The organism is Microbacterium sp. (assembly GCF_047606385.1).
In the GTDB taxonomy this organism is placed as follows: domain Bacteria; phylum Actinomycetota; class Actinomycetes; order Actinomycetales; family Microbacteriaceae; genus Microbacterium.
Genome location: NZ_JASGEL010000030.1, coordinates 48,673 through 69,821 on the forward strand (window position 1 = coordinate 48,673; position 21,149 = coordinate 69,821).

General features: G+C 70.3%; 20 protein-coding genes. 15 read left to right on the forward strand and 5 right to left on the reverse strand.

Annotated features, from left to right (window positions below):
• Position 1: 1 nt before the first annotated feature.
• Positions 2–1,669, reverse strand: a complete 1,668-nt coding sequence (locus tag QM626_RS03215; RefSeq protein WP_415073908.1) for a glycoside hydrolase family 13 protein — start codon at positions 1,667–1,669, stop codon at positions 2–4.
• 126 nt (positions 1,670–1,795) lie between these two features.
• Between QM626_RS03215 and QM626_RS03220 the strand changes: the two genes are divergently transcribed.
• From QM626_RS03220 to QM626_RS03230, 3 genes are read left to right on the forward strand one after another with little or no spacing between them, the layout of a single operon-like run.
• Positions 1,796–2,020 (forward strand): hypothetical protein, encoded by a 225-nt coding sequence (locus tag QM626_RS03220; protein WP_415074039.1) that lies wholly within the window; start codon positions 1,796–1,798, stop codon positions 2,018–2,020.
• Positions 2,021–2,030: 10 nt separating this feature from the next.
• Positions 2,031–3,071 carry a LacI family DNA-binding transcriptional regulator gene (locus QM626_RS03225; protein WP_415073910.1) on the forward strand — a complete coding sequence of 347 codons (1,041 nt, stop codon included), beginning with the start codon at positions 2,031–2,033 and terminating at the stop codon, positions 3,069–3,071.
• On the forward strand, positions 3,068–4,183 hold the full coding sequence (locus tag QM626_RS03230) for a glycerate kinase (protein WP_415073912.1): 1,116 nt from the start codon (positions 3,068–3,070) through the stop codon (positions 4,181–4,183). Before QM626_RS03225 ends, QM626_RS03230 begins: the two co-directional genes overlap by 4 nt.
• Positions 4,184–4,221: 38 nt before the next feature.
• Here QM626_RS03230 and QM626_RS03235 read toward each other — a convergent pair whose 3' ends face one another.
• Entirely contained in the window at positions 4,222–5,058 is an 837-nt protein-coding gene (locus tag QM626_RS03235) for a PaaX family transcriptional regulator C-terminal domain-containing protein (protein ID WP_415073914.1), read from the reverse strand.
• Positions 5,059–5,200: 142 nt separating this feature from the next.
• Here QM626_RS03235 and QM626_RS03240 point away from each other — a divergent pair, with 142 nt between their 5' ends.
• Positions 5,201–5,632 carry a hotdog fold thioesterase gene (locus QM626_RS03240; RefSeq protein WP_415073916.1) on the forward strand — a complete coding sequence of 144 codons (432 nt, stop codon included), beginning with the start codon at positions 5,201–5,203 and terminating at the stop codon, positions 5,630–5,632.
• A 25-nt stretch (positions 5,633–5,657) separates the two neighbouring features.
• On the opposite strand, the gene QM626_RS03245 is transcribed toward QM626_RS03240, so the two are convergent.
• From QM626_RS03245 to QM626_RS03255, 3 genes are read right to left on the reverse strand one after another with little or no spacing between them, the layout of a single operon-like run.
• Entirely contained in the window at positions 5,658–6,995 is a 1,338-nt protein-coding gene (locus tag QM626_RS03245) for an aldehyde dehydrogenase (RefSeq protein ID WP_415073918.1), read from the reverse strand.
• Positions 6,992–8,218 carry an acetyl-CoA C-acyltransferase gene (locus QM626_RS03250; protein ID WP_415073920.1) on the reverse strand — a complete coding sequence of 409 codons (1,227 nt, stop codon included), beginning with the start codon at positions 8,216–8,218 and terminating at the stop codon, positions 6,992–6,994. The genes QM626_RS03245 and QM626_RS03250 overlap by 4 nt, the downstream gene beginning before the upstream one ends.
• Positions 8,215–10,236: a 3-hydroxyacyl-CoA dehydrogenase NAD-binding domain-containing protein gene (locus QM626_RS03255; protein WP_415073922.1), complete on the reverse strand. Its 2,022-nt coding sequence runs from the start codon at positions 10,234–10,236 to the stop codon at positions 8,215–8,217. The genes QM626_RS03250 and QM626_RS03255 overlap by 4 nt, the downstream gene beginning before the upstream one ends.
• 127 nt (positions 10,237–10,363) lie before the next feature.
• Between QM626_RS03255 and QM626_RS03260 the strand changes: the two genes are divergently transcribed.
• From QM626_RS03260 to QM626_RS03310, 11 genes are all read left to right on the forward strand, one after another.
• Positions 10,364–10,894: a nuclear transport factor 2 family protein gene (locus QM626_RS03260; RefSeq protein WP_415073924.1), complete on the forward strand. Its 531-nt coding sequence runs from the start codon at positions 10,364–10,366 to the stop codon at positions 10,892–10,894.
• Positions 10,891–11,382: a nuclear transport factor 2 family protein gene (locus tag QM626_RS03265; RefSeq protein ID WP_415073926.1), complete on the forward strand. Its 492-nt coding sequence runs from the start codon at positions 10,891–10,893 to the stop codon at positions 11,380–11,382. The genes QM626_RS03260 and QM626_RS03265 overlap by 4 nt, the downstream gene beginning before the upstream one ends.
• Entirely contained in the window at positions 11,379–12,950 is a 1,572-nt protein-coding gene (locus tag QM626_RS03270) for a class I adenylate-forming enzyme family protein (protein WP_415073928.1), read from the forward strand. The genes QM626_RS03265 and QM626_RS03270 overlap by 4 nt, the downstream gene beginning before the upstream one ends.
• A gap of 96 nt (positions 12,951–13,046) precedes the next feature.
• Positions 13,047–13,907, forward strand: coding sequence for a MaoC/PaaZ C-terminal domain-containing protein (locus QM626_RS03275; RefSeq protein ID WP_415073930.1), 861 nt, complete (start codon positions 13,047–13,049; stop codon positions 13,905–13,907).
• A 5-nt stretch (positions 13,908–13,912) separates the two neighbouring features.
• Entirely contained in the window at positions 13,913–14,359 is a 447-nt protein-coding gene (locus tag QM626_RS03280) for a VOC family protein (protein WP_415073932.1), read from the forward strand.
• 116 nt (positions 14,360–14,475) lie between these two features.
• Positions 14,476–16,026, forward strand: a complete 1,551-nt coding sequence (locus QM626_RS03285; RefSeq protein ID WP_415073934.1) for an ABC transporter substrate-binding protein — start codon at positions 14,476–14,478, stop codon at positions 16,024–16,026.
• A 5-nt stretch (positions 16,027–16,031) separates the two neighbouring features.
• Positions 16,032–16,988 (forward strand): ABC transporter permease, encoded by a 957-nt coding sequence (locus QM626_RS03290; protein ID WP_415073936.1) that lies wholly within the window; start codon positions 16,032–16,034, stop codon positions 16,986–16,988.
• Positions 16,976–17,866 carry an ABC transporter permease gene (locus tag QM626_RS03295; protein WP_415073938.1) on the forward strand — a complete coding sequence of 297 codons (891 nt, stop codon included), beginning with the start codon at positions 16,976–16,978 and terminating at the stop codon, positions 17,864–17,866. Before QM626_RS03290 ends, QM626_RS03295 begins: the two co-directional genes overlap by 13 nt.
• A gap of 34 nt (positions 17,867–17,900) precedes the next feature.
• Complete coding sequence (locus tag QM626_RS03300; protein WP_415073940.1) at positions 17,901–18,884, forward strand: ABC transporter ATP-binding protein; 984 nt, start codon at positions 17,901–17,903, stop codon at positions 18,882–18,884.
• A complete protein-coding gene (locus tag QM626_RS03305; RefSeq protein ID WP_415073942.1) occupies positions 18,881–19,669 on the forward strand; it encodes an ABC transporter ATP-binding protein in 789 nt (262 codons plus the stop codon). The genes QM626_RS03300 and QM626_RS03305 overlap by 4 nt, the downstream gene beginning before the upstream one ends.
• Positions 19,662–21,134, forward strand: a complete 1,473-nt coding sequence (locus QM626_RS03310; protein ID WP_415073944.1) for an alpha/beta hydrolase domain-containing protein — start codon at positions 19,662–19,664, stop codon at positions 21,132–21,134. Before QM626_RS03305 ends, QM626_RS03310 begins: the two co-directional genes overlap by 8 nt.
• Positions 21,135–21,149: the final 15 nt, after the last annotated feature.

Below are 21,149 nucleotides of genomic sequence, written 5' to 3' on the forward strand. Positions count from 1 at the left end.
GTCATGATCGATTGGCGTCCAACAACCACACGGTTGTTGCGGGTGGTAGGTCGCGGCCCGTCACCTCGCCACTTGCAAGCATCAACGATCCGGAAGGCATCGTGACAGGGGTGTCCCCGAAGTTCGTGACCGAATGCCATCCGCCGGCGCGTGCGAAGTGGACGACATCCTTCGGTGCATCCTCGACCCACGTCACAGCGTCCGTACCGCGCAGACGCCGTCTGATGTCCAGCGCTTGACGGTACATCTCTAGTGTCGAGCCGGGGGTTCCCGCCTGCTCAGCGACCGCGTATTGCGCGAACCAGTTCGGTTGTGGCAGCTGCGGCCGACCGCCGAACCCGAACGTGGGGCGGGCGGCCGTCCACGGGAGCGGCACGCGTGCGCCGTCGCGCCCAGGATCTGCTCCGGCGGTGCGCGCAAAGGTAGGATCCTGGCGCAATTCGTCGGGGATGTCTGGAACGTCGTGGAGACCGAGCTCCTCGCCTTGGAAGAGGTATACCGACCCGGGTAACGCGAGAACGAGCAGTGTGGCTGCGCGCGCTCGCCGTTCGCCCATGGCGCTGTCCAGTTCGGGCGCTATGCCGCGAGATTTCCGCCACTGGTCCACTGGGCCGCCTTTCCACGGTCCCGCGGGAAGGCCGAAGCGCGACGCGTGGCGCACAACGTCGTGATTGGAGAGTACCCACGTCGATGAGGTACTCGCCGTGTCCGCCGCGTCCAGATTGCGCCGTATCGTCGTACGAAACGCGTTTGCGTCGAAATTGGCCTGCAATAGGTCGAAGTTGAAAACCTGCCCTAGTCCGGATCCACTGGCATATCGTTCGCGGCGCGAACTGTGCACCCACGCCTCCGCAACGGCGGTGCGCGGCGGGTCATAAGCGTCGAACACCTGTCGCCATTCGGCGTAGATCGCGTGGACGTCATCGCGGTCCCAATACGGATGGCTCCCGTTCTCGAACCCGTCGGCGATCGCGTCCGCCACGTGGATGTCCCGCCAAGCGGGCAGGGGAGGCGTGAGGTCCTTGGCGAGGGCGTGGGCGACGTCGACGCGGAACCCGTCTACTCCACGGTCCGCCCAGAACCTTATGGTCCGAATGAAGTCCGCCCGGACGTCGGGATGGTCCCAGTTCAGGTCAGGCTGTTCGCGGGCGAAGATGTGAAAGTACCATTGGTCGGGTTCCCGTCCAGATGAGTGGACGCGTTCCCAGATCGAGCCGCCGAACATCGACTCCCAGTCCGAAGGGGGCTCGCCGCCACCGGGCCCGCGCCCGTCTTGGAAATGATAGCGGTCTCTCGCGGCTGAGCCGCGCGGGGAGGCGAGGGCCTCGACGAACCATGGGTGACGACTTGACGTGTGATTGGCGACGATGTCCACCAAGAGCCGGATGCCCGCGGCGTGCAACCGATCTACCAGTTCATCGAAGTCGTCCAGCGTACCGAGACGGGGATCCACATCGCGATAGTCGTCGACGTCATAACCGCCGTCGGCCAGCGCCGAAGGATAGAAAGGGCTCAGCCAGACGGCGTCGATCCCGAGCGACGAGAGATAGGGCACGCGCGAGGAGATCCCGCGTATGTCGCCGATTCCATCTCCGTTCGAGTCAGCGAAGCTCCTTGGATAGATCTGATAGACGACGGCATCAACCCACCACTGCTCTATTGCGCTCATGACACGGAGAAGTTTAGACGTATAGGCAAGCGCTTTCCACACCTGGGTCTCGTATCGCACGGCTGCCGGGGTGCTGGCGTCACCTCGTTGGACGCGGCGCATTTCACGCCGTTCTGTCAAGCAAAGGTGTCGTGGTCGATTGACGGTGGAGGATTCCGGCTCGAGGTGACCATCCCGAACGGTGTAGAGGCAAATCATGCGATCGCCGCCGAGCCGCACAACCACCACGACGTCGAATCCGTCTTCCTCGCGGTCTGCCTGGGGCCGTTCCTCGTCGAACTGGCGATCGGATCGTGTCGTCCCGGCTGTGATGGTGTAGCCGCAGCAGCTTGTCGGGACCAATACACCTAGACTCACGATGATGTCGGACACCAGCGAGGACTCCGGGCGCACTGCCGCCTCGACGCTGCACGATGTCGCCCGGGAGGCGGGCGTGTCGCTCGCCACGGCGTCGCGCGTGCTCAACGGCTCGACCCGCAAGGTGGCCGACTCCTACCGGGAGCGGGTCGAGGCCGCCGCCGTCCGGCTCGGCTACACCGCCAACCTGTCGGCGCAGGCGACCGCCCGCGGCACCGCCGCGATCATCGCTCTGCTCGTCGCGGACATCGCCGACCCGTACTTCGGCCAGATCGCGGCCGGGGTGGTGCGCGGAGCCGACGAAGCGGGGCTGGTGGTGACGATCGCGATCACGGAGCGCGACCTCGATCGCGAGGTGCGCCTGCTGCGGGCCCTGCGCGGCCAGCGCCCGCGCGGCGTCATCCTCGCCGCCTCGCGATCCACTGAGTCCGCCGAGCCGGCGCTGGAAGACGAGATCGCGAGGATCGCGGCGTTCGGCGGCCGGGTGGTCGCGCTCGGCCCCGGCGCGGACGGCGTCCGCTCGGTGCTCGTCGACAACCGCGGCGGGGCGCAGGCGCTGGGGGCGGCGGTCGCCGGCCAGGGATATCGCCGCGCGGTCGTCCTGGCCGCGGCCGAGGGCGTGCGCACCTCCGACGACCGCGTCGCCGGCTTCGGCGAGGGCTTCGGCGCCGCCGGCGGCGCCGTCGATCGCGTCTACCGCGGGGCGTTCACCCGGGAATCGGGAGCCGGTCTGGTCTCGCAGGCGCTCTCGGACGGGCTCGAACCCGGCACGCTCGTCTTCGCGATCAGCGACGTCGTCGCCATCGGCGCGCTCTCCGCGCTGCGCGAGGCGGGCCGCCGCGTCGGCAGCGACGTCGCGCTCGCCGGGTTCGACGACATCCCCACCGGCCGTGACGTGTCCCCGGCGCTGACCACGGTGCGGGTGCCGCTCGACGAGGTGGGCTACCGGGCGCTGCGGGCGGCGGTGGATGCCGACTGGCAGCCGGCCGCGCCACTCCCGCTCGAGGTGGTGCTGCGCGACAGCACGCCGCCGCTCCGGGCATGAGCGCGCGACGCGTCGTCCTCGCTCCCGACAGCTTCAAGGGCTCGATCGCAGCGGCGGAGGCGGCATCCGCGCTCGCGGCGGGATGGCACGACGCCGACCCGGACGCCGACCTCGTCCTGCGTCCGATGGCCGACGGCGGCGAGGGCACGCTCGACGCGTTCGCCGTCGCGGTGCCCGGTGCCCGGCGGATCCGCGTCGCGGTGCCACCGCCCGCGGGGACCGGCCCGGGCATCGACGCGGAGTGGCTGCTGCTGCCGCCGACGCCCGACGCGCCGGCCGGCACAGGCGTGGTCGAGCTCGCGGCGACGTGCGGCATCGAGCTGTTCGGCGACGCCCGCGATCCGTGGCACGCCTCGACCGAGGGCTTCGGCGTCGCCATCGCCGCCGCGCTGGATGCCGGCGTCTCCCGTCTGGTGCTCGCGATCGGCTCCAGCGCCTCCACCGACGGGGGTGCCGGCATGCTGCGCGCGCTCGGCGGCCGGTTCACCGGCGACGACGGGGCTCGGGGTGCGGCGCACCTCGCAGCCGTCGACGCCGTCGACCCGACCGGGCTGCGGCCGCTGCCCCCGGCAGGCGCCGTCGTGCTCACCGACGTGACCAACCCCCTGCTCGGACCCCGCGGAGCCGCAGCCGTGTTCGGCCCCCAGAAGGGATTCTCGCCGGACGAGATCGCCGACGTGGACGCCGCCCTCGCCCGGTATGCGGCGCTCTTCGACGTCGATCCCGAGACACCCGGAGCCGGCGCGGCGGGAGGAACCGGCTTCGCACTGCTGGCCTGGGGCGCGCGGCTCGTGCCGGGCGCGTCCGAGGTGGCGCGGCTGGTCGGACTCTCGGAGGTCGTCGCCACGGCATCCGTCGTCGTGACCGGGGAGGGCGCGTACGACGGCCAGTCCGCCGCGGGCAAGGCGCCGGCGCACGCGGCGGCGCTCGCCGCCGACGCGGGTGTTCCCGCAGCCCTGGTCGCCGGCCGCATCGACCCCGGCGCGGACACCGCGGCCTTCGCCGCATCCGTCTCGCTCACCGAGCTCGCCGGCTCGCCCGAGGCCGCCCTCGCCGAGCCCGCGCGCTGGCTGCGCGTCGCCAGTGCCGAGCTGGCCGCCCGCCTCCGCTGACGCGTGCCGGGTTCTGCCTCCCTGCGGGCGGGACGTGCTCAGGCGCCGCTCGCCCGGCTCTCCAGCTCGTGGAAGTAGTCGAGCGCCTCGGCGGTCCACTGCTCGATCAGACGGTGGAAGAGCGCATGGGCTCGTGATCTCGGCCAGTCGGCGGGAAGCAGGGAGTCCGGCAGCTCCGGGTCGAAGAGGGGAAAATGCCGCCACCTGGTGAACAGGTCCACCCAGGCGACGAAGACGGCGTCCGGGGTGGACGGAGCGAGCTGCGTGAAATGCTCGATGAACCCCTCGTAGCGCGTGCGCAGGTTCTCCAGATCCCAGGCCTCGGCGGCGATCTCGCGAGGGCTGCGATTCGCGGGCTCGGCGTGTGTGAACACGTACGCGCCCTGCGGGCCGTCGACCGACGCGAACAGGCGGGTGGTCGCGGCCTCGTTCACGGCATGCGGTGAGATCCACAGCCCGTTGCCCATCGAGCCGAAGCCGAGCCAGGCGAGCTCGGTGCGGAAGTGATACCGCATCGAGCGGCTGTCTTCGGGAACCGTGAGTGCGACGAGCAGCCAGCGCCCATCCCACTCCTGCGGCTGACCGAAGCTGAGCGTGCGAGCGCGTCCCTCCCGGAGCTGGATGGCTGCCGAATCGTTGATCGCGAGTCGCGACCGGCGTCCCACCCGCTCGCTGATGAGCCAGCCGTCTGCGATCGCGCGGCTCACGGTCTGACGCGCCGCCGCCGTGGACGCGCCCAGAGCCACCAGGCCGTCGACGAGCGATCCCTGCCAGACGTAACGCGTGAGGGGCAGCACCGCCTCGCCAAGCAGGGTCAGCAGCCAGGTCTTGGTGCGGCGCGTTCCCGTCGACGGTTCCAGGCTCGACCGGGGCATGTACCGAACCATATCGCGGGGAGGGGCTGAGCCGAGATGAGCATTCACAACATAGACTATACGATCGTAACCAATATGTACTATTTCTACCCGTCCGTCCCGGATGGCCGGTGTCCGGCCGGCCCCGTCCCCTGGAGCGCACATGACCGAGTCCCCCGAGCAGCTGGCGGCGGTCGCTGCCGACAGGCACGCGTCCGACGACGCCGTCCGCGCGCTCGACATCGAGCTCGTCCGGGTATGGCCCGGGGGCGCAGAGATGCGCATGCCCGTCATGGACGCCATGCTCAACGCGCACGGCATCAGTCACGGCGGCTACGTGTTCCTGCTGGCCGACACGACCTTCGCGTACGCCTACGGCACGCGCACCGCCCATCCGGTCACCCGGACCGCGGACGTGGCCTTCCTCGCTCCGTCCGGTCGCGGTGACGTCCTCACCGCGACCGGACGGGAACGTCACCGCGCCGCCCGCAGCGCCGTGTACGACGTCACCGTGACGCGCGCGGCGGACGCCGGGCCGGACGAGGTCATCGGCGAGTTCCGCTTCCACGGTGTCGCCCGCCCGCCCATGGTGTGACCGGCCTCCGGAGCTCCTGGCCTGCTCAGAGCGGGTAGACGCCGGGGAGGGTGTCAATGGTGATCCACCGCAGGTCCGTGAACTCCGCGATCCCGGCCTCGCCGCCGAAGCGTCCGTAGCCGGAGTCGCCCACGCCGCCGAACGGCATCTGCGCCTCGTCGTGCACCGATGCGCCGTTGATGTGGCACATGCCGGTCCGCAGCTGCTGGGCGACCGTCATCGCGGTCGTCAGATCCCTCGTGAACACCGACGAGCTCAGTCCGTACGAGGTGTCGTTGGCGATGCGCACGGCGTCCTCGGTGTCGCGCGCCCGGATCACCGAGACGACCGGGCCGAAGCTCTCCTCCCCGTAGATGCGCATGTCGGCGGTCACCCCGTCCAGGACGATCGCGGGCATGAACCTGCCGTCGCCGGCGTCGCCGGCGGTGATCGTGGCGCCGCGGGTCGCCGCGTCCGCCACCAGCTCTCGCACGTGGTCGGCGGCGGCATCGGAGACGATCGCGCCGAGGGCCGCGTCGGAGGAGCCGGGGTCGCCGGCCTCCAGTGCGGCCGCGGCACGGGAGAACCGGGTCACGAACTCGTCCGCGACGGCGTCCACCACGATGATGCGCTCCGTCGACATGCAGATCTGGCCCTGGTTCATGAAGGCGCCGAACCGCGCCGCGGTGACCGCCTCGTCGAGGTCGGCATCCGCCAGCACGAGGAACGGGGCCTTCCCGCCCAGCTCCAGCAGCGCCGGCTTCAGGTTCGCGGCGGCGCGCTGGGCGATGATGCGTCCGACGGCGGTGGAGCCGGTGAAGTTGACGCGCCGGACGGCCGGGTGGTCGATGAGGCGGCCGACGGTCTCCGCGGCATCCGCCGGCCGGTTCGTCACCAGCGTGACGATGTCGGCGGGCGCACCCGATCGGCGGAACGCCTCGACGATGAGGCCGTGCGTGCGGGGGCACAGCTCCGACGCCTTCAGGACCGCGGTGTTCCCGCAGGCGAGAGGCGTGGCGATGGCCCGCACGCCCAGGATCATCGGGGCGTTCCACGGGGCGATGCCCAGCACGACGCCGGCCGGGACCCGGAGCGAGAGCGACACCGTCCCCGGCTTGTCCGAGGGGATCGTCCGGCCCTGCACGGCCGTGGTCAGCGCCGCGGCCTCGCGAAGCATGTCCGCAGCCAGGCCGACGTTGAACATCGCCCAGCCGGTCGTGGCGCCGAGCTCGGTCTGCACCGTCTCGACGACCTCGTCGGTCATGGCCGCGAGCTCGTCGGCGGCTGCGAGGAGGACGGCCCGGCGTGCGCCAGGCCCCTGCCCGGACCAGCCCGGGAACGCGGCGGCAGCGGCGCCCACGGCGTCGTCGATCGGATTCGTCATCGAACGGTTCCTTTCTCGGTGTTCCCCGCCCCGGTCCCGGGGTCGGGGAGGATCTCGAACAGCGCGGCTGCGCCCTGGCCGCCGCCGACGCACATGGTCACCACGGCAAGTCTCGCTCCCCGCCGCCGGCCTTCCCAGAGGGCATGCGCCGTCATGCGGGTGCCGGATACTCCGTAGGGGTGGCCGAGCGCGATCGCCCCGCCGCTGACGTTGAGCCGCTCGTCGGGGATGCCGAGCACATCGCGGCAGTGGATCACCTGGACCGCGAAGGCCTCGTTGAGCTCCCAGAGGTCGATGTCCTCGACACGCAGGCCATTGCGCTCCAACAGCCGCGGGACGGCGTACACGGGACCCACGCCCATCTCGTCCGGGGCGCAGCCGGCCACGGCGTAGTCGACGAAGCGGCCGAGCGGCGCCAGCCCGCGACGCGTCGCCTCCTCCTCCGACATCACGACGCAGGCGGCCGCCCCATCGGAGAAGCCGCTCGCATTGCCCGCGGAGACCGTGCCGCCGGGGATCGCGCGGCGGATCGCCGACACACCGGCCAGTGTCGAGTCGGCCCGGATGCCGTCGTCCTCCGCGATCGTCTCGGGCTCGATCACCGGCACGATCGAGCCCTTCCGGTAGTGCGCACGTCGTACCTCGATCGGCGCGATCTCGTCGCGGAAGCGGCCCGCCGCACGGGCCTCGGCCGCGCGCAGGTGGCTGCGCAGACCGTACTCGTCCTGGCGCTCCTGCGAGATGCCGTAGCGCTGGGCGATCACCTCCGCGGTGCGCAGCATCGGCCAGTACAGGCTCGGGATCGTCGCGACCAGCGCAGGGTCCTGCGCCATGAACGCGGTCATGTGCTCCTGCACCAGCGATATCGACTCGACGCCGCCGGCGACGGCGACGTCATACTGCCCGGTGAGCACGCGCTGGGCCGCGGTCGCCACGGATTCCAGGCCCGACGCGCAGAACCTGCTCACCGTCACACCCGCGGTGGCCGGCGGCAGTCCGGCGCGCAGCGCCGCCTGACGGGCGATGTTCCCCCCGGTCGCGCCCTCGGCGTTGGCGCAGCCCAGCACGACGTCGTCGATGCGGTCGGGCTCCACCCCGGCCCGGGCCACCGCCGCGGCGACGGCGTGACCGGCGAGCTCGGCGCCGGGCGTCAGGTTGAACGCGCCCGACCAGGAACGGCTGAACGGCGTTCGTGCGGCGGAGACGATCATCGCGGCGGTCATGCGTTCACCGCCTCGGCCGCGTACAGCGCCGGATGCGGCTGCCATGACGGGTCGTCGGCCGTCCACCGGCGCATCTGGCGCACCACCCGGTCCATTCCCCGCAGCCCGGCCCAGAACCACGGGCCGCCGCGATGCGCGGGAAAGCCGTACCCGTGCACCATCACGGTGTCGACGTCGGCGGGATCGGCGGCGATCCCCTCCTCGAGCACCGCGGCCGCCTCGTTCACCATCGCCAGGACGCAGCGCTGCACGATCTCGTCGTCGTCGATCCCGGCGGTCGCCGCCGGCAGCACGTCGGCCAGCTCCGGTGTGGGGACGGCGGCGTCCTCGGAGTACGTGTACCAGCCGCGTCCGGTCTTGCGGCCGTACCATCCGCGTTCGACCACCGCGTCGGCCCACCGCCATGCGGGATCCGCGGGTGCGCCCTGTCGCGCCTGCCAGGGCACGTCGTTTCCCACGAGGTCGAGCACCCGGAACGGCCCCATCGCCATGCCCCAGGCCTCGAGGGCGCGGTCGATGCGCTCGGGCCGCACGCCCATGCCCAGCAGCAGGTTGGCCTGTCGCAGGTAGGCGTCGAAGATCCGGTTCCCGATGAAGCCCGGACCCACCTGTGCGACGACCGCGAGCTTGCCCAGGCGCTTCGCCGTGGCCACGGCCGTGGCCAGCGCCGCCGGTGAGGTGAGTCTGCCCTGCACCACCTCCACGAGTCGCATCACGTCGGCCGGGCTGAAGAAGTGCATGCCCACGACGTCCGCCGGCCGGCTCGTAGCGGCCGCCAGCACGTCGAGGTCGAGGCTCGACGTGTTGGAAGCGAGGATCGCGCCGGCGCGAGCGTGCGCATCGATCGCGGCGAACACGTCCAGCTTCACGGCGAGGTTCTCGTACACCGCCTCGATGACGAGGTCGGCCTCGGCGACCGCCGCGATGTCGGTGGCGGTGCGCAGCTGCGCCAGCCGATCGTGCATCTGCTGCTCGCTCACCCGCCCGCGCGAGACCGCCCGCTCGAGCTGGCGGGCCATCTGCTCGCGGGCGGCCGCGACGGCCTCGGCGGTGGTGTCGACGAGGGCGGTGGGGATGCCGGCGTGCAGCAGCGCGAGCGCGATGCCGCGGCCCATCGTCCCGGCGCCGATCACCGCCGCCGTGGTCACGGGCAGCGCGTCGGCGGCATCCGCGCGTCGTGCGGAGCGCTCGCTGAGGAACCGGTATCGGGCCGCCCGGGCCTCCGGCTGGCCGGCGAGGTCGATGAACAGGCGCAGCTCGGTCGCGAGACCCTCGTCGAAGGGCGCGCTCACGGCTGCCTGCAGCGCCTCGAGCGCCGCCCGCACCCCCGCGGAGGCGGTCCGCGAGCGGGCAACGGTGCGCCGCGCCGAGTCGATCAGCGCGGCGGCGAGCGGCTCGGCGATCGGCTCGTCCCGCAGTCGGCGGCGCGTGCGCCTGCCCGACGCTGTCTCGGCCGCGATCCGCACCGCCTCGCCGATCGGATCGTCCGCGACGGCGTCGACGAGACCGGCATCCTTCGCCTCGACGCCGGAGATCGCGCGCCCGGTGACGATCAGGTCGAGGGCGCGCTCGATCCCGATCGCCCGCGGCAGGCGCTGCGTTCCACCGGCTCCCGGCATGAAGCCGAGCGTGGTCTCCGGCAGCCCGAGCCGTGCGCCGGGCGCGGCGACGCGGGCCGAGCACGCCAGCGCCAGCTCCAGACCTCCCCCCAGGGCGACGGCGGCGATGGCGGCGACCGACGGCTTCGACATCTCATCGAGGAACCCTGCGATCGTCAGGTGGAGGGTGGGCTCGGCGAGCCCCTCGCCCGAGTCGAACTCGGCGAGGTCCGCGCCGGCGCTGAACATGCGGGCGCCCGTGAGCACGACGGCCCGGACGGCGTCGTCGTGCTCCGCATCCTCCAACGCGGCCAGCAGGGTGCGGCGCACCGGGCGGCTCAGCGTGTTGACCGGGGGATGGGCGAGGGTGATCAGCGCGACGCCGTCGCGGATCTCGCTGTGGACGGGGGACTGCGGCATGAGGGCTCCTTCGCCGGCTGGGAATTCCCAATATAGGACATACTGCTTGCGACAGTCAGATGAATGTATTAGATTCTGAGACGAGCCGGAACAACACCGGCTCCCGCATCCGAGGCGAAGGGGCCCCATGACCAGTGACGATCTCGCGCAGCGGGTGGCCGCTGCGGCTCGCCGCGTGTCCCGGCTCGAGGACGTCGCCGCGATCGCGGATCTGCATCGCGACTACGTGCGCCGGCTGGCAGATCGCGACTGGGACGGGATGATCGACGACTTCCTGCCGGATGCGGTCGTCTCCCTCCGGGGGCACGGCGTCCGTCGTGGCCATGTCGAGATCGGTGACCTGTTCGCCGCGATGCATTCCGCCGGCTCGCCGCCGGACGCCTACCTGCTCAGCTCGCCCGAGATCGAGGTCTCGGGCGACGAGGGGTGGGGATGGTGGACGTGGCAGCGCCACTTCACCGAGCTCCCGGTGATGGGTGGCGGCATGCGCATCACGGGCCCATGGTGGGAGGGGCGGTATCGCACCCGCTACCGCAGGTCGGCCGGCCGCTGGAGGTTCGCGGAGATGTGGTTCCGCCTCGTCGCCCCGCGACGCGACCCGGACGCGGACGACGTGCTCGGCATCGGTCGCACGGAAGAAGAAAGAGGACTGCGATGAGCGCTGAGCTCGAAGGCCAGCTCGAGCGACTGGAACGCCGCATCCTCGAGCTCGAAGGACGCGACGAGGTCCAGTCGATGCACGCGGCGTTCGTTCGTGCCGTCGCCGATCGCCGATTCGACGACCTCGTCGACTACTTCGCCGACGACGCCGTCATCGACATGCGCGCCCACGGTCCCCGAGCCGGACGCGACGCCATCGCCGAGCACTTCCAGCACATGGCCGACGTGCCCCTGGAGGGCGCGAGCTACGTCCTCTCCTCGCCGGTCGTGACCGTCGCCGGCGACCGCGCCACCGGCTTGTGGACCTGGCACCGCTTCTACAGCAGCGCCGTGGTCGGCGGCCGCGAGGTCACCGTCTGGGGTGTGTGGGACGAAGGTCGGTACGACTGCGAGTACACCCGGATCGACGGACGCTGGCGCTTCTCGCGCATGCGGTTCCGCATCGTCCGGCCCATTCCCGACCCGGACGGAGAACCTTCCGAATGATCATCGCCGAACTCGTCCGTCGCGCCTTCGCGACGCACGCCGATCTGCCCGCCATCGTGTGCGGGGAGCGCTCGCTCTCGTACAGCCAGGTGGCCGAGCGCTCCTTCCGACTGGTCAACGCGTTGCGCGCGCTGGGCGTCGCACCGGGTGACCGGGTCGCCACCCTCGCGCCCAACGACCTGACCACGCTGGAGGTGATGGCCGGCCTGGCGCTCGGGGGATACGTCCGCGCCGCGCTCCACGCCATGAACAGCGCGGAGGCGCATCTGGCGATGCTGACGGCCTCGGGCTCTCGGGTCCTGCTCACCACGCGCGAGTTCGCGCAGCGCTTCGCCGACGTCTTCGCCCAGGCGCCCGAGCTCGCGCACGTCGTCGTGCTCGACGGCGGGGACGAGCTCCTGCTCGACTACGAGCTGTTGCTCGCTGCCGCGGATGCCGACGACGCGCAGGTCCCGGTCCGACCGGACGACGTGCTGCACCTCGCCTATTCCTCGGGTTCCACGGGAACGGCGCGAGCCTCGGTGCACACCCACGAGAGCTGGGCGCACGTCACGGTGGCCAACGCCGCCATGCTGCCGCGGATCACCTCCGCAGACCGCTACCTCGCGGCGGCCCCGCTCACCCACGCCGCCTCCACGGTGCTCTACCTTCTCGTCGCGCGCGGCGCGGCCATCGAGGTCATGCCGCATTTCGAGGCGACGGAGGCGCTCCGACTGATCGCCGGACGCCGATGCACGCTGACGATCATGGTGCCGACCATGCTCCAGCTGCTCGCGACCCACCCTGAGGTGGCGCGCTTCGACCTGTCGAGCATGCGGGCGATCGTCTACGCCGGCGCGCCGATCTCGGTCGTCACCGCCCGGGCGGCCCAGGCGGCCTTCGGCGACGTGCTCTTCCAGACCTACGGGCAGAGCGAGTGCCTGCCGGTCTCGTGCCTCACCCCCGAGGACCATCGTTACGGGGCCACCACCGACGAGCGCGTGCTCGCCTCGGCGGGCCGGCCGTGTCTGGGGACCTCGGTGCGCGTCGTCGACGAGGCCGGGGCGCCTCTGCCCCCCGGATCCGTCGGAGAGATCCTCGTGTCCTCCGACGGCCGGATGCGGGGGATCTGGAACGACCCGGTCGCCACCGCGGAACGCATCACCGCCGACGGCTACGTGCGCACCAACGACATCGGCTACCTCGACGAGCGCGGCCTGCTGTTCGTCGTCGATCGCAAGAACGACATGATCATCTCGGGCGGCTTCAACATCTGGCCGGCCGAGATCGAGCAGGCGCTGTGTGCGCACCCGGCCGTGGTCGAGGCGGTCGTGGTGGGCATCCCCCATCCGCGGTGGGGGGAGACGCCGGTGGCGGTCGTCGTGGTGGCCGACGGCGCGAGCGTCGCCGAGGAGGAGCTCGTCGAGCTGTGCCGGCAGAAGGTGGGCTCGATGAAGAAGCCCACGCAGCTGGTGCTGCGCACCGAGCCGATCGAGCGCAACCAGTTCGGAAAGCTCTCCCGCCGCGACGTGCGCGAGCGGTACTGGCCGCTCGGCGAGACGAGCGCCCGACAGGTGAGCGGCGCCTGAGGCGCGGTCGTCGCGTGCGGTCTCGAGCACTGCCCAAATTACATGACAAATAAACAACGATCGTAAACAAATAGTTCATTCTGAGAAGGGATCCCCATGACCACGCTGGAGACGGACAAGTTCGACACCGAGCCGCTGTTCAAATGGAGCGAGCCGGCGGAGTTCGTCGTCGATCGCGAGCGCCTGATCGCCTACGCGCACGCGACCAACGACACCAACCCCCGTCACCTCGCCGGGGACATCGCCAGCCCCGTCTTCAACGTCGTCCCGGCGTTCAAGGTGATCGCCCCGCTCACCGAGAACATGCCGCCGGCCGAGAAGCGGATGATGGGCCTGCACGGCGAGCAGGACTTCGTGTTCCACCGTCCGATCGAGGCGGGCATGAAGCTCGTGACCCGCGCCTACCCGCTGGGGATCACGCCCCGTTCGACCGGGTCGCTGATCACCATCAAAGGCGTGACCGCCCTGGAGGACGGCACCCCGATCGTCGATCAGCACGTCACGGTCTTCATCCGCACGGCGATCGCCCCCGAGGCGATCGGGGACCTGCCGCCGGCGCGCGAGTACGCGCGCGAAGCGGGGCCCTTCCTGGAGGTGACGGAGTCCTTCGATCCCGACCAGAGCTACCGCTATATGGGCGCCTCCGGTGACACGATGCCGCTGCACTCGGAGAACGCGTTCGCCCAGCGGTTCGGGTTCCCCGGGATCATCCTCCACGGCAACTGCACGTTCGCCTTCGCGACCCGGGCGATCACCGAGAACGTCGCCGGGGGAGACGCGGCGCGCATCAAGCGGCTGGCGGTCCGGTTCAGCCGCTGGGTGAGCCCGTACGACACGATCACCACTCGCCTCTACCGTGCCGGTCGGCGCGACGGCCGCGCGGTGTACAGCTTCGAGACGGCCCTCGCGGACGGCACGCTGTGCCTCAGCGACGGCCTCGTCGAAGTCGAGGACTGAGGGCCGTGCCCGAGGTGGACAGCACGACGCCGGACGTCTGGACCGGAACGCACCACGTCCGCATCCCGGTCGCGGATCTCGACGCTGCGCGTGCGTTCTGGGAACGAGTGCTCGGGTACGTCTGGGACTTCGACTTCCCCGGTGAGGCGGGGCCGCTCGGATCGGCGATGCGCCGCGCGTCGGGAGGACCCAACATCGTCCTCTGGCGAGCGCCGGCGCTGGCGGCAGCCGCAGCCGGGTTCACGGTGCTCGGCATCGGTGTCCCCGACCGTGCCGCGATCGAGCGGGTCCGCGACCGGCTCGACGCCCAGCGGATCGAGCACGGTGGGCTGCAACCGGCCTTCGTCGAGGTGAAACTGCCGGCTGTGAAGACCCCCGGCGGCGCCCTCATCGCCTTCTATGTGCAGCCGGATGCCGCCGTGGCACCCGCGAGCGTGCTCCCCGAAAAATAGGACAGTCAACAATTGATCGTCATATAAATGTCGTATGATCTGATCATCCACTTGTACTGAACGGCCGACCGGCCGGCAAGAAAGGAACTGCAATGATGCAGGCAACAGCAGCAAGGATGTCCCCGTTCCTCCGTCGGGGCATGGGAGTGGCGGGCGCGGTGGCGCTGGCCGTCGCACTGACGGCATGCGGGGGAACGAGCGCCGCGCAGACGACGACCGCGGCCGTGACCCAGGTCGACTCGATCGATGTCGCGATGCCCGGTCCGATCACCGGCATCGATCCTGCGAACACGATCCTCCTTCAGAACGTGTGGTTCCTGCACCTGATCGGGGGCACGCTGTTCTCGTACGTGCCGAACACCACCGACGAGGTCGAGCCCGCGCTCGCCGAGTCGGCGACGCTCTCCAGCGACGAGCTGACCGCGACCGTCACGCTCAAGCCCGACCTGACCTTCACCGACGGCACTCCATTGACCGCGAACGACGTCGCGGCGACGTACACCCGGGATCTGGGCCTCAGCAGCGGCATCGGCGCGATCTTCTATCGCGGGATCGAATCCGTCACTGCCGAAGGCGACGACACCGTGGTCTTCACGTTCTCGGCGCCGAACCCGAACTACCAGGCGCAGCTGGCGCTCTTCCCCTTCGCGATCGTGCCCGCGGGATCCTGGGATGAGGACGGCTTCGCCACGTCGCTGGTCTCCGCCGGGCAGTACAAGGTCGATGGCGACATCTCCGGCAACACCGTGACCCTCGTGGCCAACGACGATTACGCCGGCACCAAGCCGTCGGTGGACGAGCTCGTGTTCCATGTCGTCGCGGACTCCACGTCTGCCGTCAACCAGCTCCAGGGCGGACAGCTGCAGATGGTGACGCAGTTGGCGCCGACCTCCGCCGGCACGCTCGGCTCGAGCGCCACGGTCGAACAGGTCGACACCTGGGGCATCACCGTCCTCGGCGCGAACGCGACGGACAGCATCCTGTCGGATCAGAAAGTTCGCGAGGCGATCGGCAACGCGATCGATCGCACGTCGCTCGCGACGATCGCGACCAGCGGGATCAGCGCTCCGCTCCTCGGCCCCTACTCGGAGAACTTCCCGGGGTCCGATGAGTCGTTCAACCAGATCTACTCCGCGACCGCGGACCTCGACACGGCCGCCGAACTGCTCGAGGGCACCTCGTGCGAGAACGGCTGCGAGCTCTCGTTGACCTACAACACCTCCTCCGCGTTCGCGAACAGCGCCGCAGTCGTGCTGCAGAGCCAGTTGAAGGAGATCGGGATCACCGTGCAGCTGCTGCCGTTCGACCAGACGACCTACAACACCAAAGCGTTCAGCGGCGACTTCCAGCTGTTGCTCACCGGCGGTGGCGGGTTCGGACTGACCCAGGCGACAGCGCTGCTGCTGGATCCGTCCGGTCCGACGAAGGCGATGTTCTCGAACTGGAGCGACGACGAGGTCTCGGCCGCCGTGGACGCCGTGTACTCCGCCGACAAGGACAGCCAGGTCGACGCGTTGGAGTCGCTCGCGACGCTGTTCGCCGCGGACACGCCGTGGATCCCGTTGACCACGAACCCGAGCCTCTGGGCGGTCAGATCCGACCTCGCCGCACAGATCTTCTTCTCGCCGACCGGATTGCTGGACGTCGCGCCGGCACCAGCGCAATGAAGATCGTGGCGCGGGCTGCCGGCGTCGTCGGCAGCAAGCTGGGCGAGCTGATCATCGTGGTCGCGCTGATCGTGCTCCTGACCTCCGTGCTGGTGCGGCTGATCCCCGGAAGCCCCGCCACGACGATCCTCGGATCGGCCGCATCGGCGGAGGCCATCGAGAGCCTCAACCAGCAGCTCGGGCTCGACCGCCCGGTCTGGGCGCAGGCAGTGAACGGGCTGCTCCAGGTCGCCACCGGCGATCTGGGGCAGTCCCTCACCGAGGGTCGCAGCGTCTGGTCGATCATCCTCGATGCGCTGCCCGTCACCCTGAGCGTCATCTTCGTGGCCCTCGTGATCGCGTTGCTCGTCGGGCTGACGGTCGGACTCGTCGCGGGGTACCGCAACTCGCGCCGATGGGGACACGCCGTCGACCTCTCGTCGTCGATCCTCATCGCGCTGCCTCCGTTCGTGACGGGGACGGTGCTGCTGCTCGTCTTCGGAATCTGGCTCAATGTCCTGCCGGCGGGCGGCTGGGGCGCCTCGCCGATCGACAACGTCCGATTCATCTGGCTCCCGGCCATCACCCTGAGCATGGTCGCGGTCGCACCGATCGCGAGGACCGCGTATCGGTCGACGCAGGAAGTGATGAAGGAGGAGTACGTCGACGCCGCCCGCAGCCGGGCGCTCTCCGAGACGCACATCGCCATCCGCCACGTCCTGCCGATCACCGCGCTGCCGCTGATCACCCTCGTCGCGTTCAACGCGTCGATCCTGCTGGGCGGAGCCATCATCGTCGAAGCGGTCTTCGGGCTGCCGGGCTTCGGGCAGGCGCTGAGCACGGCGGTGCTCTCCAGGGATTACCCGACCGTGGCGGGCATGACCATCGCATCGGCCATCTTCGTCGTGATCATCAACATGGTCGCCGATCTCGCCGTCGCGTTCATCGACCCGGTGCAAAGGGGGAAACGGTGGTCACGGTGACACGGGAGCGGTTCACGCTCCGACTCCCCGCGCGCGTCGCTCGCCGGGCGGGCGCGGATCGATGGGGCCTCCGCATCGGAGTCCTGCTGTTGGCGACCCTGCTCGCCGTGGCGGTGATCGTGCCGATCGTCAGCCCCTACGCTCCCGACGCGCTGGGCGCCGCGCCGCTGTCCGCGCCCTCGGCCGCGCATCTCCTGGGCACCGACGCATTCGGTCGAGACGTCCTGACGCGTCTGGCCACCGCGATGCGCTTGGACTACGTGCTGGCCGTCATCGGAGTCGGCTTCGCTCTGATCGTGGGCACGACGCTCGGCGTGCTCGTCGGGTCTGCCAAGCACCGGATCTGGGGCAATCTGCTCATGCGGCTGACCGATGCGCTGATCGCGATCCCCTTCGTGCTCCTCGTGCTCCTGATCGTGCTGTCGGTCGGGCCGGAGTGGCGTCCCTTCGGCGTTCCGGAGGGGGTGCCGGGCGTGATGGTCGCGATCCTCATCACGGGATGGTCGATCTACGCGAGGCTCGGCCGGACCCAGGCCGCAGCGCTCGCCGACCGCGACTTCGTGGTGGGGGCGCGGCTGATGGGATACTCGCGTGCGCGCATCGTGCTCAAGCACATCCTGCCCAACGCATTCCAGGCGAGCTTCACATACGCGATGACGGACGCCGTCATGACGATCGCGCTGATCGGCGGTCTCGCGTTCATCGGAGCGGGGATCACCGAGCCCACGCCGGAGCTCGGCGCCATGATGTACGGTGGCCGGCCCGTGCTCGCGCAGGCGCCGTGGATCACCGCATTCCCCGCCCTGGTGCTCGTCCTGACCGCCGTCGGGGTGACGCTGTCCACCAGCGGCCTCATCGCCCGAAGAGAGTCGAGGTGAGTCGATGACGATCATCCAAGAGAGGACCGAGACGGTGAGCCCAATCGAGCGGCGCAGTCTGCTGGACGTCGACCAACTCGTCCTGGAGGTCGCAGGCGTGCGCGTCGGCCCCGTGTCCTTCCGCCTCGGGGTCGGCGAGTCGCTCGGCATCGTCGGGGAGAGCGGCTCGGGAAAGTCCCTCCTCTGCCGCACCCTCACCGGGATGCTGGGGCAGCACGGCGGATCCATCGTCTCCGGGCGACTGCGCTTCGACGGCGTCGCCCTGGAGCGCGCGAGCATCCACGACTGGCGCGACGTGCGCCGCGGCGGCATCGCGTTCATGCCGCAGGCGTCCCTGTCCGGGCTCAACCCGTTCCGGCGTGTGGGCACGCACTTCAAGGAGGTCTTCGACAGCACCCCGTCGTTCGACGGCAATTGGCGCGATCACGCCCTCCGACTGCTGGACCGCGTGCGTCTACGCGACCCGGAGCAGGTGCTCGCCCAGTACGGGCATCAGCTCTCGGGTGGGATGCAGCAGCGGGTGCTGCTCGCCCTGGCGCTCGCCAACGGGCCGCGGCTGCTCGTCGCGGACGAGCCCACCACGGCGCTCGACGCCACCGTCGCCACGGAGGTGCTCGAACTGCTCCGAGAGCTCCGGGACGTCGACGGGCTCGCGCTCATCGTCGTCTCGCACGACCTCGCCGTAATCCGCAGAGTCTGCGCACGGACGAGCGTGATGTATGCCGGTCGTTTCATCGAGACCGCTCGAACGAGCTCGCTGCTGGCGGCGGCGGCCCACCCCTACACCCGTGGCCTCATCGCCAGCGACCCGACCACGGTGCCGTTCGGGCAGCCCATCGTGCCGATCCCCGGCGAATCGCTTCCACCGGCCGGCTGGCATCGATCGCGCTGTCCCTTCATCGACCGCTGTGCGCATGCCGCTCCCGCCTGCGAGGTCGGGACGCCCCCGCTCGTCCCGGTCGGCGAGGAACACGAGGCGGCGTGCGTCCGGTGGCGCGAGGTGGCGGAGGCATCATGAAGACGCAGACGGAATCCGCCATCGATGTGCGCAACGTGACGTTCCGGTACCGACGCGAACACGTGCCGGCGGTGCGGGACGTCTCCCTCGCGGTTCCCGTGGGCGGCTCCCTCGGGATCGTGGGGGAGAGCGGGTCGGGAAAATCGACCCTGGCACGCCTGATCGTCGGAGCGCTGGAGCCGAGCGAGGGCAGCATCCGCGTGCTCGGCGGCCAGTGGGGCGGAAGACCGCGGGACCGACCGGACCGCAGACGGGTGCAACTGATCTTCCAGAACGCGTACTCGGCGCTCGATCCGCGACAGCGCTGCGCTGCGGCGATCGCGGAAGCGGCGAAAGTTGCCGGCAGGCTGAATTCGCGGGCGGCGGCCGAGCTCACGCGGCAGCTCCTGCACGAGGTCGGCCTGACGGTCGAGCTGGGGAACGCCTATCCTCGCCAGCTCAGCGGCGGGCAGCGCCAGCGCGTCGTGATCGCCCGCGCCCTGGCCTGCAGCCCCACGGTGCTCGTCGCCGACGAGCCGACGTCGGCCCTCGACGTCTCCGTGCAGGCGCAGATCATCAACCTGATCCTGAGGCTGCGGCGCGAACGCGATCTGACGCTCATCATGGTCAGCCACAACCTGGCCGTGGTCGGTCATCTCACGGACGAGATCGCCGTGATGCGCAACGGCACGCTCGAAGAGCACGGCACGACCGAGCAGATCTTCAACCGGCCGGTCAACGACTACACCCGTGCGCTGCTGGCGTCGTCCGGCATGCTCGACAAGGAGTACCCCACCCATGTCTGATCAGGCCCGGGCAACAGCGACACCGAGCTTCACCCGCCTGACGGTGACTGCCGGATCGGAGCCGTTCGGCACGGCGTTCCTGCCCGACCTCGCCGTCGGCTTCGATCTCGATCCTGTGGGGTACGTGGAGCGGGAGTACCTGGTCACAGGCGAAGCCGACCTCTTCGACTATGCGGCCGACGGCTCCCGTCGCATCCGCACAGCGGACGTCCCCTTCACGACCCGGATCCTCGTCCGCCGACCGGCCGAATCCTCCCGGTTCAGCGGCACGGTGCACGTCGAGCCCCTGCATCCCGAACACGACAACCCGCCCACATGGCGGAGCCTTGCGCCGCACATCGTGCGTTCCGGGCATGCGTACGTCGGGGTCACGGTCTTCCCCGGGCCGGTGCGCGAGATGATCGACGACTTCGATCCGGAGCGCTACGCCGACCTGACGATCCCGTTCGAGGGGCTCGGGTTCTCGATCCTCCAGCAGGTGACCCGGATGCTGCGCACCGCCGCTGCGCTCGAGATCTTCGGTCGACCGGTGCGGAGCCTGTTCGTGTCCGGCTGGTCGGCGACGGGCAGCATGGTGCGCGTGTACCTCGCCGAGGGTTTTCACGCCGAGAACCTGCTCGACGACGGACGGCCCGTGGTCGACGGGTACGCGCTGTGCATCGCGGGGGGCGGTGACTACGCGCTGGGCTACTGGCCGCTGAGCGACGGCGTCACGCCGCCGCCGCTGGACGATCCCCGGCGGACCGTGCAGGCGATCGGCGTCCCCGTGATGGAGATCCTCAGCGAATACGAGTCGGAGAGCAACGGGACCTCGAGCCGGGACGACGCCGACGGGCCGGAAGACCTGTTCCGGCTCTACCAGGTCGCGGGCACCTCGCATTCGAGCGGGGCGACGGGCCGAGGCGGGCAGACCGCCGCGGACCAGCTCGAGAAGAAGGGCATCCGCAAGCCTCTTCGCGAGATCCTGGAAGAGGCCTCTGACGCACGTATGGACCTCGTGGTCATCGCGCTGTTCGCGAAACTCGAGCGCTGGGCGCAGGAGGGAGAGATCCCGCCGAAGGTGACGCCGTTCAGCACGCTGGCGTCGCGCGACGACGGCCCGTGCGCACTGTTTCCGGAGGCGCTTCCGCTTCGTCGCGAGGTCGACGGCAATGTGATCGGCGGCGTGCGCACACCGTGGACCGAGGTGCCCACCGCCGCCTATCTGCCGCACAGCACTCCTCGCCCCGGCCGGTGCGAGGTTCCGCCGCAGGCGCCCATCGCCGGGCCGGAATACCTCGCCGACATCGTCGGGCATCGGGTGCCGTTCCCGATCGAGAAGCTGCGCGCACGGTACGGGGACGCCGCCGCCTACCGTGAACGATACGTCCGGCGGCTCGATCGGCTCATCCGCGACGGATGGGTGCTCGCGGAGGACCGCGCGGCGTTCGTGAACGCCCTGCCGGCAGGAGACGACTGGACGTAGGCCTCGATCTCCGTG